The sequence below is a fragment of the Nostoc sp. DedSLP03 genome, from assembly GCF_034530815.1.
Lineage (GTDB): Bacteria > Cyanobacteriota > Cyanobacteriia > Cyanobacteriales > Nostocaceae > Nostoc.
The window spans coordinates 1-12,292 of record NZ_JAVRCK010000082.1; the positions used below are offsets into that span (position 1 = coordinate 1).

At 41.8% G+C, this 12,292-nt stretch carries 14 protein-coding genes; 8 read left to right on the plus strand and 6 right to left on the minus strand.

The features are described 5' to 3' along the window. Both RM368_RS29415 and RM368_RS29420 read right to left on the minus strand, forming a co-directional pair. The coding region (locus tag RM368_RS29415; RefSeq protein ID WP_322697331.1) for a relaxase/mobilization nuclease domain-containing protein at positions 1–961 on the minus strand (961 nt) is incomplete at its 3' end. Continuing rightward, positions 942–1,346 (minus strand): plasmid mobilization protein, encoded by a 405-nt coding sequence (locus RM368_RS29420; RefSeq protein WP_322697332.1) that lies wholly within the window; start codon positions 1,344–1,346, stop codon positions 942–944. The genes RM368_RS29415 and RM368_RS29420, both read right to left, overlap by 20 nt. A gap of 657 nt (positions 1,347–2,003) precedes the next feature. On the opposite strand from RM368_RS29420, the gene RM368_RS29425 reads away from it, so the two are divergent. Both RM368_RS29425 and RM368_RS29430 read left to right on the plus strand, forming a co-directional pair. Beyond that, positions 2,004–2,438 (plus strand): hypothetical protein, encoded by a 435-nt coding sequence (locus tag RM368_RS29425; RefSeq protein ID WP_322697333.1) that lies wholly within the window; start codon positions 2,004–2,006, stop codon positions 2,436–2,438. A gap of 63 nt (positions 2,439–2,501) precedes the next feature. Further along, positions 2,502–2,930: a hypothetical protein gene (locus tag RM368_RS29430; protein WP_322697334.1), complete on the plus strand. Its 429-nt coding sequence runs from the start codon at positions 2,502–2,504 to the stop codon at positions 2,928–2,930. Positions 2,931–3,251: 321 nt separating this feature from the next. On the opposite strand, the gene RM368_RS29435 is transcribed toward RM368_RS29430, so the two are convergent. The 4 genes from RM368_RS29435 to RM368_RS29450 all read right to left on the minus strand — a co-directional run bounded on the left by RM368_RS29435 (position 3,252) and on the right by RM368_RS29450 (position 9,106). Beyond that, a complete protein-coding gene (locus RM368_RS29435; RefSeq protein ID WP_322697335.1) occupies positions 3,252–4,436 on the minus strand; it encodes a pentapeptide repeat-containing protein in 1,185 nt (394 codons plus the stop codon). Next, complete coding sequence (locus RM368_RS29440; protein ID WP_322697336.1) at positions 4,433–4,840, minus strand: hypothetical protein; 408 nt, start codon at positions 4,838–4,840, stop codon at positions 4,433–4,435. The genes RM368_RS29435 and RM368_RS29440 overlap by 4 nt, the downstream gene beginning before the upstream one ends. Positions 4,841–5,138: 298 nt before the next feature. Then, positions 5,139–8,288, minus strand: coding sequence for a plasmid replication protein, CyRepA1 family (locus RM368_RS29445; RefSeq protein WP_322697337.1), 3,150 nt, complete (start codon positions 8,286–8,288; stop codon positions 5,139–5,141). Positions 8,289–8,890: 602 nt separating this feature from the next. After that, positions 8,891–9,106: a plasmid partition protein ParG gene (locus RM368_RS29450; protein WP_322697338.1), complete on the minus strand. Its 216-nt coding sequence runs from the start codon at positions 9,104–9,106 to the stop codon at positions 8,891–8,893. Between the two features lie 226 nt (positions 9,107–9,332). Here RM368_RS29450 and RM368_RS29455 point away from each other — a divergent pair, with 226 nt between their 5' ends. From RM368_RS29455 to RM368_RS29480, 6 genes are all read left to right on the plus strand, one after another. Next, positions 9,333–9,710 (plus strand): hypothetical protein, encoded by a 378-nt coding sequence (locus tag RM368_RS29455; RefSeq protein WP_322697339.1) that lies wholly within the window; start codon positions 9,333–9,335, stop codon positions 9,708–9,710. Continuing rightward, entirely contained in the window at positions 9,707–10,291 is a 585-nt protein-coding gene (locus RM368_RS29460) for a hypothetical protein (protein WP_322697340.1), read from the plus strand. The genes RM368_RS29455 and RM368_RS29460 overlap by 4 nt, the downstream gene beginning before the upstream one ends. Positions 10,292–10,365: 74 nt before the next feature. Continuing rightward, positions 10,366–10,509: a hypothetical protein gene (locus tag RM368_RS29465; protein WP_181374386.1), complete on the plus strand. Its 144-nt coding sequence runs from the start codon at positions 10,366–10,368 to the stop codon at positions 10,507–10,509. Positions 10,510–10,613: 104 nt separating this feature from the next. Beyond that, entirely contained in the window at positions 10,614–10,865 is a 252-nt protein-coding gene (locus tag RM368_RS29470) for a hypothetical protein (protein WP_322697341.1), read from the plus strand. A 251-nt stretch (positions 10,866–11,116) separates the two neighbouring features. Continuing rightward, positions 11,117–11,560: a hypothetical protein gene (locus tag RM368_RS29475; RefSeq protein ID WP_322697342.1), complete on the plus strand. Its 444-nt coding sequence runs from the start codon at positions 11,117–11,119 to the stop codon at positions 11,558–11,560. 11 nt (positions 11,561–11,571) lie between these two features. Continuing rightward, entirely contained in the window at positions 11,572–12,288 is a 717-nt protein-coding gene (locus RM368_RS29480) for a hypothetical protein (RefSeq protein WP_322697343.1), read from the plus strand. Positions 12,289–12,292: the final 4 nt, after the last annotated feature.

The following is a 12,292-nucleotide window of genomic DNA, read 5'->3' on the forward strand; positions in this document are numbered from 1 at the left end:
TCTCGCTTAAGTACTTGTGTAATACTTGCCAAACAACTTTATCCTCTGGTGGTGGAGTGAACTGAGGCTGTTGTTTGTGTTCAATTTCTTGAAAGAGTTTTTCTAACTGCTCAACTGGAAGTGGTTTAGCAGGTTTGAGCAGCAATTCATGGATAGGTTCATCATCACGTTCTGGTCGGTAGTCAACGCCAAGATGTTTTTGCAAACCTGGCCATGTGTAAGCTGCACCTAATTGTGTACCACTGAAAGCCTGCCCATCTTTTTCATAAGAAATTCCTTTAGACTTACCATTCCTAGTGAATCCTGTTCTCACGCTGACACCAGCTAACTGTAATCGCATGATCAGCGTTGGCATTTGGGGAGAATCAACAGATGCCCTATCAATTGTTTGCTGAAGTTCCTCTTTAATAGTGCGTCCTGGTGGCCGCTCAAGTTTACCTAGTTCATATTCTTCCTGCTCTCGCCTTATGCGCCTGATTTGTCCAGTGCTGGGTGTGCGTTGAAGCTTCTCTCTACTGCCCTGAACTTGCACCAAATCATAGTCAATTTCAATTTGTCGCAGCACTTTCTCAGAGCGTACATAATCCCAGGAATCATGCACTACTAGCCCTGTATCCATCCTGATGCGGCTGGCGGCAATGTGGATATGGTCATCATCGGTATTATGGTGGCGAAAGATGACAAACTGATTGGCATCAAAACCCATCTCTTTCATGTAGCGATCGCCAACTTCGCGCCACCTTTCATCATCTAAATTGTCACCCTTAGCTGCTGACAGTGAGACATGGTAAACAACTCGGTCTGCATCTGAATTCAGTTGTCTCGACAGCTTAAACTCTCGCGCCAATTCACGGGCATTTCTCCCGCTCATGTTGCCGCCGATTAGTTTGTCATCTTCGCGTGATTCTAAATAATCCAACAACTTGCGAAAACCTCTCCCCTTAGTCTGCTTCCCAATCATCCTCTTCGTCTTCCTCTTCCGAATCTTCATCATCAACATCATCCGAGGCAATGTCTCGTCTGCACTGATGCAGAACTTCTAAAATTTCTTGTAAAAGTTCTGGGTTGGCTGGTGGAGTACGCCCCATTTTTATCGCTATGTTTGTGGCTTTAACGAGTTGGTTTAAGTTGTTGCCGATTTGTCCTAATTCCCAATATGTTTGTACGCTAATTTTACTCAGTCGTTTGGGCAGTGGTCGCAACAATCCATTACGTCTCATTAGTTCACTTGCTGACATTCCCGCGTCAATTGATTTTATTCGCAGTAAATCCAACTCAATATCACTCAATCTAAGTGAAAAGAGATGTTTTCTAACGACTGCTTTTGACTGCTTGCGATTAGCCATAATCAAGGATTTGGGGGCAAAATGAGCGCGGGGTTTTTTAAGGGGGTGCGCCCCCTTGAACCAGCCGCCGTCCGAGCGCAGCGAGGTAAAGCGTTAGCTTTAAGGCATGGCTGGCTTCTAGCCCAAATATGGTGGTGGGCGAGGTATCAAGTGCTACGTATATACGGAGGGAACAGCAGGAGGCTGAGGGCGAGAGTACTTTCGGCGTAGCCGTGCTGCTGAATATCCTACAACCTACAGAGGAGGATAGCAACGGCGTAGCCGGAATTTGAGATAATCAAGCAGGAGATAAATTCTGGTTCGGCGTAGCCACCATAGAGGAGATAAAAACGGTGTAGCTTGCTATATTAAAATTCTCTGATTCAGCGAAGCTGCCACACAATATAATAGTCCGGCGTAGCCGCAATACTAAAAAATAATTCAGCGTAGCTGTTTTAAGTAAAATTCTCTGATTCAGCGTAGCTGTAATAGTCAGATTTTTTAGCATTAGCTTGAATAAGAAGACCAGCGAAGCTACCACACTAAAAATATAAGGCGTAGCCGTGATGCGAAGAGGTAATTCGGCGTAGCCGCAATAGTCAATTTTTTTTAGGATTTTGAATCAAATTATTTCAAATAGCCGATAATTATCAGTTAATCGGGATTCACGAGATAACCATGAGTGAACATCAGAATTCAGAAATAATTACGAAACAGAAGATTGATAAGGCCATCAATCTGCTGAAAGAACAGAAGCCGAAAGAGCGAGAGGATGTATCGGACAGAGACGCAGTTCGTCAGATGAGGAGATATATTGAAAAACTGACCTCTGATAAGTATGGCTACAGTTATGATGAAGTTTCAGAGATGCTGAAGGATCTGGGCATCAATTTGAGCGGTAGCAGAATTAAATATTTAATCGGTGAGTTGAAGAAAAGCAGCCGTCGCCGTCATCAAGCATCATCAAACAGTGACAGTAGTACATCAGAGAATAAGACTACTGAAAATCAGCAAGCAGTTGTTGACAGCAGCGAAACTGAAGAAACACCTGTAAACAATAGGAAGAGTAAGAGCAAGAAACAACTACTTGCAGCCCAGGCAGCAACAACATAGAAACAATGGCATCCTAGTTTTAGTCTTTGATCGGGTCAAGTTAGCCACATAATAGGAATCAATATGGGAGAAGCTAAAAGGCGCAAGAAGTCAGACCCCAATTGGGGTAAATCCAAAGGATTTAAAAAGCCAGACCCCAATTTGGGTAAATCCGAAGGATTTAATCATCCCAACAAACCTAAAATCACCTACTTGACTGAATCACATCCCGATTATCAAACCGCCTTTGACATTAAAAATGCTCACTATGCTGGCAAAACTCGTGTTTACCTTGTTCGCTTAGATTATGACGATGGTGAGTATTTTATCGGCGCAGTCAACACATTCTTAGTCGGTACTCAAATTACAGTCAACGCCATCTGGACTCCCTACCCCAACAGCCAACGCACAGGTCTAGAAATTCTAGACAATATCCGTCGAGATATTGGTTTAAAAGCTAGAGACGAAATGTTTCAGGCCGATGCTGTTCTTCTCGACTTTGAATCTGAATAAATTTTTTAGCAGTTGGGTGCTGGTGAGCGGACAAAGTTTCGAGCGCCGCAGTCGAGCGAACAAGGGGAGGGTTCAATTTGGGTTGATTGGGTGCAGCATAGTGGTAAGAGAAAAAATCTTTCTCTTGTCAATCAACAGCACAATAATCAAGCAACCCCGTCTGCTAGAACGGATACATCGACTTAATAACCAAAATCTCTTGCCATAGATGAGCTATACCGATGCTGAAGCGCAAACATCTTGCCAACATTGGCTCTTGAATAGTTATCCGTGTAGTTTCAGTACAATTAGCTATAAAAGTACGTCTGAAATTAAAATAAATTAAATGATGTGTACATAAATGAAAAATTCTTCTTGCCCGCGAGGAACTCCAACTGAAGAGTCCGGATCATTTTGTTGAGATTCTATATTTTGATGGACAATAGCTGATACCTTCTGTTTAATTTCGTTTGCTATGCCTTTTGACTTAGAACTATAGTAAAAAACTTTCGAGTTGTAAGACAACCAAACAGGACGCTCTTCCAATAAAGTTCCTCTAACACTATATCCTTGTTCTCTGAGAAAATTTTGCACCTGAATGAATTTTTCGGCGTTAGTCGTATTTAATAGTCCATATACACCAACAGTATATTTTAAGTTAGGACAATTGCGATAAGAAGTCTCTCCGTTAGGTAAAATCGTATTACATAGAGTTGATGTCAAATTTAAGTTTTCTGTCGTGAGTGAACTTCCTTGAAGATTAGCTCCTTGAAGATTAATTCCTTGAAGATTAACTCCTTGAAAATTAACTCCTTGAAAATTAGCTCTTTGAAGATTAATTCCTTGAAGATTAGCTCCTTGAAGATTAATTCCTTGAAGATTAGCTCCTTGAAGATTAGCTCCTTGAAGGTTAGCTCCTTGAAGATTAACTCCTTGAAGATTAACTCCTTGAAGATTAACTCCTTGAAGATTAGCTCCTTCAAAAACAGCCCCTTCAAAAACAGCCCGTTCAAGATGAGATCCACTCAGGTTAGCCTTTTCAAAATTAGCTCCTTTAAGAATAGCCCCTTCAAGGTGAGATCCACTCAGGTTAGCCTCTTCAAAATTAGCTCCTTTAAGAATAGCCCCTTCAAGGTGAGATCCACTTAGGTTAGCCTTTTTAAACTTACTGTTAATAAGCTTTGCATTCTGAAAATTTGCAGATGTCAAAATAGCAAATCTGAAATCTTCATTGGATAAATTTTGGTCACTGAAATCTGCATTAGGTGCAACTTTAAATAATATAATCCCTTCATTTTTATCAAAAGTTAGAGAGTAGCGAGTAGCAAAAAACCAAAGAAAGAAAAATACTACTATTACCAGAATAGTCATGCTCCAAAAATATCTAATTCTTCTTTTCAATAAAGTTGCACTTTTCTTGTCGTCCACTGTCTTTAGATCAAGAATAATTCGAGAAAGTAAATAAAGCCAAATAAAAAGGATAATAACTGTTATGAGCGTCAATACAAGTCCAAGAGTATTAGTCATTTTTCCTCATTTTTACTACCGAAAGAACTTGTTATTGTTGCGAACCAGCCTAAACCAGAAGCAAAAGCTTGTTGAGGTGTAGTAGGTTGAATTAAAATTATTCCTACGAAGCCTCCAATAAACACAGTTATCATCAGTTCAACCAAAGCATAAAATGGTTCTGTTTTATTGGGATATAGTTTTTGTAATCGTTTAATTAATACGCCATCTTCCTTACTTTTATTTGTGTCAAAAAAGTAGGGTATAACTGCTCCAATAGCTGCAAAAGCGTAAAGAATTATGTAATATACACTAACAATAGAAAACTGTAACCAATGTGGTGAACATGAAGAAATGCCTAGTATTTCCCATAGCCAGGATAGAAAAGCGCCCTTTACCAGTTCTACAATAGGTTTATTACACATAAAACAGCCTTAATAATTGATGACTTGCTTGGTACTCCCCAACTCTTACCCAAACATCACTTAACCCATCCACCATATTTTTCAGAACCGTCCTCATCAAAGCTTTTGACCAAATACTTATAGCACAATACGGTTCAGTTAAGCATTTCTTTCTTCTCTTTGCGTCCTTTGCGGTTCGTTAAAAAAATTGACTTTGGCAAAGAGTTTTAGCCCTAACTAAACTGTATTGACTTATAGCAATGATAAGGCAGCCAGACCTGATTCATGACAGGTTAAAACGATATTACTTTTGTCAATTTCATGCCCTATCCACTGGTGTCATCACAGAGATGGGCAACAAAACGACAGCATTGTTGGACAAGTTCCTGCATCGGAGCAAGAGGTTTAATGCCAAACTCTGTACCAAGAACTGGTTATCATCTCCCTGAACTGTCACAAAATGTCCAATTAGTTTCTCTGCAAGTGATTTGGCATGATGTTGATTTGGATCTCCTAGATGATTTTGAGTATTAAAAGACATAGCTGATCCATCAGACTCTCCAAGATTGTTCAGCCTTTCACGTCGTTCGGCACGTTTAGCTAATATGGACATCAGGTTAGACCAAGTTTCAGCTTCCAGTCGGTAGACTTTAATTTTTTGCCTCTCAAACCCCGGCTCAAACCTCGACCAGCGAAAAGCCGCTTTGATTCCCAACTGCGATAACATCTGATGCACAACCTGAACATCACTCATTTTGTCGCTGATGGTGCGGTTGAGATGGTGTAATATTTCTGGGGCATAGAGACGAATCTTGTCGGCGTAGGGTTTGAGGTCAGCCTTAGTCCATTCTTTATTTGGATCTAAAAAGTCATTTAATCCAAATGCTTCTCGCATAGAGCGCCGCAGTGCTGTACCAGAAATATCCCACGGGCAAACAGCTTGATTCCAATTAGCTTGTTTCTCTAATGATTTGGCTGTTCTGTCAACTCCTAATTCGGGATAAAGTTGCGCTTCTAAGTTGAGCAGTTCCCCACGTCGTCGGCCTTCTTTGTCCCAAAGTACATGTTCTAGAGTTAGCTTGTCTACACAGTAGAAATCTTTCAGATAATATTTTCTAATTGCTAGTGCATCTTGTGGTGAAACTGCTTCAAGGGATTCCAAGAGGGCAATTTCTGGGTAAGTTAAATCTGCGGCGGCTACTATGTCTTTGGCTTCAACTTGTTTGATTTCGTCTTTGGCTGACTTTAATAACAGTTTGACTGCTTTATCCGATTCTCGATTATCAATTGTAATCTGATGCCCTTCATGTCTTAGTCGAATTAGCAGTGCATCAGAAAGATTCATCATCGAATAATTCTGCTCGGCACTAATTCGGGCATACAAATTAACATGAGGGTTTGATTGCCAATCGAAATTAGCAATACCTTCAACAATATCTGGTCTGAGGTTGGAGCGGACTAAACTAACAGTGGCATCTGTTCTCTGTTGTAATTGGGCTTTAATTTCTAGATAATTACTGGAGCGAGAAACTTTACAGTAATTTGTCCCACGTTTGGCACACCAAACTATGCGGTCTACGTTGTCTCGCACGCGAATTAAGGATTGGGACATATCAGCGTCGGTGGATGATGCGCCGGTGAAAATTCCATAGACTTTCTCGATGAAATCTGGAATTTCTATGCTGACTCCGGTGGCGACTGTGGGAGAGCAAATAATTACGTCATACAATCCTTCGGCAATCACAGCGTCAGGATTTTTTAGAAACCTTTTTTCATCAGGATTGCCACTGGTTTCTGAGTTAACCAGCAGGATTCTAATACCAGGAATTTCTTTTTGTAGGAGTCGCGCTGTTGTCTTGCTGGTGGCTTTGCTATCTGTGGTGACATATAGCGCCTTACCTGGCAAGATGTTTTGTGCATTTTGGATTAACTCGTTGATTACAGCTGATTTATCTTTGGCTTGAATAAATGTTATGTGGTAGGGTTTGGGTTGATAGTCGTTGTAAATTAAGTAGATTGGATCTGGGTTTTCTCGGAGTTCCCAGATGTAATTTAGGGTTGGGTTGTTTAAATCAGCATCAGCAACAATTATTCTCCGAGCGACTCTAATTAATTCTGCAAATCTCGCTAGTAATGCGGGACGTTTGCCGTCTTTATCACAAGTACTAGAAGTTAATAAGTGACGAACTACTTGGACAATTTCATCAATGATTAAGTCACAGCCAGCAAATTTTTTCGGGTCGATGGCTAGCAGCGAATCAACACAGAAACCAATTCGGAAGCTGTAAGCTGCTCCTTTGATAAAATTGCCGTTGACTTTATCTAAGTCGCCTCGGTAATCTAAATCTGCCCTGGCACATAAATTCTGTACGAGCGCTATTCTGTGACTCGGTGCTAATAATTTCGGAGAATGCGCTGTTGTTTTGGCCATAAACTTAGTTTTACCTGTGCCTTTGCCTGAGTTGATGCCAATAATTCCTGACTCAGGTAAGTCTTTGATATCTTCGGTGGATAAGTCGGCTGTGGTCACTTTTAATGAGGGTTCGTAAGTTAACCGATTTTCTAAACGTTGCCACAACTGCCAATGTGCTACTGAAAGGGCTTGGTTTAAGGCGTTTGACCACGCAGCCACTCCAGCGTTTACTATCAGGTCATCAACGCCTTTACACAGTCCTTTTTGACCGTCCCAGATGGCGATATCAACTATTGAACCGGCGGCAGTCAATAATCGGCTAAAGCGGAAAGTCGCAGCGTTAACCCGTCTCTGGGTTAGAGTATTGGTGTCTTGGTCAAAGGCGAGGGTAAATTTTCTCCCCTTAACAGCAAATCGTGCTATATCTGGGATTAGATAGGGCAAGACTTGGTTGCCTAATAAATCCTTGCTGCGGTAGCCGCCGTTAATTCCGTAAAGGGCAATGGCTACATACCCCTGTGACAACAGGCATAAGGATTTTTTACCGCCTTCTGTAATGATGATTGGGATTTCTGGGTGGAGTTCTAGCCAGTCCCAAAAACTTTCGCCAGGAGGGGGGACTTCTACGCCGTAGCGGTTGGCTATTGAGCGTCTATTTTCTCGGTTGACGGTGGGGAGATAAGCCCGTGAACCGTTGCCAATTGGGGTTTCGTATTTCTGCTCTTTGTCTTTTTGAGCATCAGTCCTGGGTCTACTTAGTTTGCCTTGCCAGGGGCTACCGTCTTCGTTAATAAATATTGCGGCGTGGAGTGTGGGTTTGGCTTGATGCCCAAATCTGGTATATTTCCAGTTCAGTGCATCGTGGATTGGGGTTGAGACATCCCCCCCAGCACTAATTTCTATGTCGGAGACGATGCGGATGTTATCAGTGTACAGAGAAATTGCGATCGCAGAGCCGGTAATAAATTCTCGCTCAATTCGGCTGGCAAACTCACTTAAGCTTTCTACTGGCAGTAGATTTTGAGCAGATGGTAGAACACTTGATAGATTTTTCAATTTTCTTCTCCTGGCAGGGGTTACAGTGCCCTCGCCAAGAAAAGACTGAATGTTAACTTCTATCTACAGAACAGTTGGCGTAACTTGTGCGGTAGAGGGAAAAGAGTCAAGTAGTTTGGGTAAAGCCTTCATGCCTGTTACTTTTTTCTTAGGAATCTGTTGGAAATAAATAATAGACATTTATAATTAAGGAAAGGCTCCACTCGATTCTTCTCCAGTGGGGGTTTTACACTCTGTCTTTTCTAGCGGGGTGGACGTGTGGTAGGTGCTACTAACACCGAAGCCACAATGTACGTACCAAATTCAAATGAACAATTTGAGTAAAAGTCTGTGAGTTTGCACCTCGCAGGCTTTTTGGCATTTATTGGCTCAAATTCCAGCGATTAAAGACCATAAATAGAAGTCATTGAGTTTGTCGGGGTTAAGAAGTTGTTTGGTAGTCAGCATATCATTGAGTAACACTAGGCACATATTGTCATTTGGCTAACAGTCAGTAAAAAGCCAGAAATCCGTATATAGATACCAATTAATAAATCCATCAAATCTTACTAGTTTGGCCATAGCTTAAGTGATAGGTTAGTTTCCCCTTTGCGATCGCGTCTTTACTCATTTGTCTTAAGCCAATCCTTGAGTAATGTGTTTACTATTTCACCCATAGGCTTACCTTGCTTAGTACAGGCCACTTTAAATTTCAGTTTCACATCCTTGTCCACATAGACACTTAGCTCAGTCATTCCCTCTGGAATTTTCTTAGGCATTTTCTCTCTTTGCGCGATATCTAGTATTCTCGCATCACCTCCGGCATCTTCGTCTACCACGTATTGCGCGATTGCGCGATGTACGTTATGATAACAGACAAGACAGAGAAACAACAACAGCCGTTAACCAATTCGTGTCTGCCGAGTAAGGAAAAACCTTATAAATCAATCCTTTTAGCGTGTGGACACTCCAAAGCTACCGTTAGTTGTCAATACCTGTTGATTACTTGTCAGCATTTGTTATTGACTATCAATTACTGTTTGACCATTAATCAATAAATGAAGTATGAAAACATCAAATCCCTCACGGGGACTTGATTTAGATTCCCCTGGTTTGTTTTGTTCAAGTTATGTTACGAAATCTGAACTCGCAAGAATTCTTAACGTTGCTCGTTCAACTTTGGTCAGTTGGGACGGCATAGCTCTTTACCGCATAGATGGCTATCGGCAAGCCTACCCAGTAAAAACTGATGGCAGTACGGATCGCTCTTGTCCGTTATCCCCGTACCAAAGCTGGGTTCTATCCCGCATTGGACGAGTGATGGCTAATCTGCGTTCTGTCGAACGGGTAAAGAACTACATCAAAAAGTATCCCCAGGAATTCAGTCAAGCCAAGTTTCAAGCACAGTTCGCCCAAGTAATTCAAAGAGGTACAGCTGCATGAGTCCTAATTCCACTAAAACCAATAAGCCAGAGATGATTTCTATTAAAGAATCTGCCGAACGTTTGGGAGTCGCTGAAGAGATTGTCAGATTCAGCCTTACTGAAGCTTACCCCGATGATTTTGATACCCTCAAGGAAATAACTTTGGCAGAATTTGAAACCCTAGCCAACACATTCAAGCAGAAGGCTCTTGAACAAAACACGGGGGAAGTAACCGCGATCGCACCGAATGGCGAGAGTCCTTTACCAATAGAACAACAGCAACAGATTATTGATGGTACTGTCAATGCCCTTCAAGAATTTGCTGGTAATTACGTGCTGACCATTGAGAAAATAGCTTCGACTCTGGCTTATTTGAGTGGTCAAGCAGTCGTAGACAACTTTGTAGAAATTCATTCCAACACTGTCAGAGATGGCTTAGAAAGCTATTTAGACCAGTTTGCAGCCGAATTTGTGACTGCTGCTCATTCCATCAAAGGAGTGAACGTCAAAGATTTTTTGTCCCAACGCGGAATAACCCAGAAACAGCGCACTGCTCAAAAGTCATTGCAAGAGATTCTGAACCTAGCAGCAAATCCCTAGATATTGCTTCAAGGATGGCATTATCCGATGCCAGATTTCTATTTCTCTTGCACTTCATTTCAAAGGAAAGAAAAATGCACTTACTAACTGAAGTTTGTTTCTATTCCGGTGTGGCTACCCTTTCCCTAATTGGTGGTGTAGCAGCAGTTATATCGCCTTTAGGAGTTGGGTTATTTACTGTGGGCTTAGTAATGTATGTCAACCAAAACAAACAATAATAGGGACAAATTAGAGTCTGATTATCAGTGGCTTGCTTTCAAAATCCGCCCACTTCTTTTAATAGCTTGCATCACAATTCCTAGTTTCTTTGGAGCTTATATATATGCAGCAAATTTTGACTGTAGAGCAAATTTTAGCAATGCTCAAAGGGTACGAAGAGAGTTTGAGGATGTTGAGGGCAACACCAGAGTACATGAGACTGGAAGCATCAGAGCGATTCACTACGTCAAATGACCTCCGCCTCGGTGACGCAATTCAGGCACTCTTCGAGATTCACGAAGCCATCCTAAATATCGAGTTATATTCCCAAGTCGAGGGACAAACTTATGCTTTCAACGACAGCCTTACAGCGTAATCATCTGTACCAATTCCGTGGTCAACAACTGCGCTACAGCCATCGGTCTAATTGTCGAGTCAATGCCCCTTTCATTTTCAATGACTCGAAAGCTAGACGCTTTGAACTAAGCCAAAACCAAGTGCAAAGGGAGGTTTTTGAACTTGTTGAGTTTTGTGAAAACTGATGATGAAGCGATTGCATCGACCGACCAAAGTAAGTGCAATCGCCCATCTGTGCATCGTTTGTACACACATTTGGGATTCTAACAAATGTCACTAGACTATAAAAATCCCCACGATTGGGGCAAATCACCGCTAACTGACCGCGCCCTTAGATTAGAGCAATTCAAAGCGGAAAATCCTGAAGAATGGGCAGTAATGATTGAGGCGGATATTGAGGCACTTTCTACACCAATATTCGAGAGTGAAGATTACCCACCCTTCACTGGAACCGAATTCTTAGCAACTCATTCAACCATTGATGACCATCCATACTCTGCTGCATTTGGTCAATTCTTGGGTAATGGGATTGACCCGGATATTGCAAATATATTGGCGTTTGGCTCTAACCGATTTGATTTAATTTCTGAAGATTTTGACGACCCCGTAAGGCAACTGGCGACGAGAATTTATAGCCGATTTGATGACATGGGGTATTGGGATAAGTTGCCTCAATCATCCAGCAATATCGACTATGACTACATCCCTTATTAGGAGGTTCAGCAATGGATTTTGCAATACGTAATCCGGTAGTTGGTCATAGTTCTCACATTGATGAGAAAGCGCAATCTTGGGGAGGATTTGAGTCTGATATTTTGGGCTATCTTTCTGATATAAATAAGCTCGAAAAGTTCGCAGATTACGCCAATAATGCCCAAGAGTTGAGTGACCGATTAGAACCATTTTTGGACAATGCCAAGGTGGTCTTTGAGGCGATGGAGAAGTTAACAAAAGGTCAGGTAACTTGGACTGAACTTCGTAAACAATACGGCTCTCATGTAGCGGGTGCTATCGCCAAAATTCGCAAACTCAACTCGGAATTTGATTCAGAGTTGAGTAAGATAGATGCCCAAGATAGAGCAGACCTTCTGCGAATTGACCAAAAACGTAAGCACGGACTTGCAGAAGTGGCAGCACAATTGCACCACGATTTACAAGCCGAATTGTGGAGACATGAAAACAAGATAAGTGGGATAGAAAATAGACAAGTTGTGCAAGCCGAAAGGCAAGCAATCACAACAGGATTAAGAGAGAAACGTCAACAACTTTTAGCCCGTGCGCGGTATGGCTCCAGGGCTTTAGAACCGAACCAAACACCCCAGGAAGTTATACCGTTTCAATCCCAAAATCATGCACCAGCATCAAGTGTTTCTGCAACAGGAACAGTTCGCGGTTGGGGTGCAATGTTGGGTAATTTGTGGCAGAAGTTGGGCGATAGATAACTAT

Coding starts and splice junctions, on each gene's coding strand:
- RM368_RS29480 (WP_322697343.1), top strand. CDS start 11,572: ATGGATTTTGCAATACGTAATCCGGTAGTTGGTCATAGTTCTCACATT.
- RM368_RS29455 (WP_322697339.1), top strand. CDS start 9,333: ATGAAAACATCAAATCCCTCACGGGGACTTGATTTAGATTCCCCTGGT.
- RM368_RS29460 (WP_322697340.1), top strand. CDS start 9,707: ATGAGTCCTAATTCCACTAAAACCAATAAGCCAGAGATGATTTCTATT.
- RM368_RS29430 (WP_322697334.1), top strand. CDS start 2,502: ATGGGAGAAGCTAAAAGGCGCAAGAAGTCAGACCCCAATTGGGGTAAA.
- RM368_RS29440 (WP_322697336.1), bottom strand. CDS start 4,840: ATGTGTAATAAACCTATTGTAGAACTGGTAAAGGGCGCTTTTCTATCC.
- RM368_RS29425 (WP_322697333.1), top strand. CDS start 2,004: ATGAGTGAACATCAGAATTCAGAAATAATTACGAAACAGAAGATTGAT.
- RM368_RS29420 (WP_322697332.1), bottom strand. CDS start 1,346: ATGGCTAATCGCAAGCAGTCAAAAGCAGTCGTTAGAAAACATCTCTTT.
- RM368_RS29465 (WP_181374386.1), top strand. CDS start 10,366: ATGCACTTACTAACTGAAGTTTGTTTCTATTCCGGTGTGGCTACCCTT.
- RM368_RS29435 (WP_322697335.1), bottom strand. CDS start 4,436: ATGACTAATACTCTTGGACTTGTATTGACGCTCATAACAGTTATTATC.
- RM368_RS29475 (WP_322697342.1), top strand. CDS start 11,117: ATGTCACTAGACTATAAAAATCCCCACGATTGGGGCAAATCACCGCTA.
- RM368_RS29470 (WP_322697341.1), top strand. CDS start 10,614: ATGCAGCAAATTTTGACTGTAGAGCAAATTTTAGCAATGCTCAAAGGG.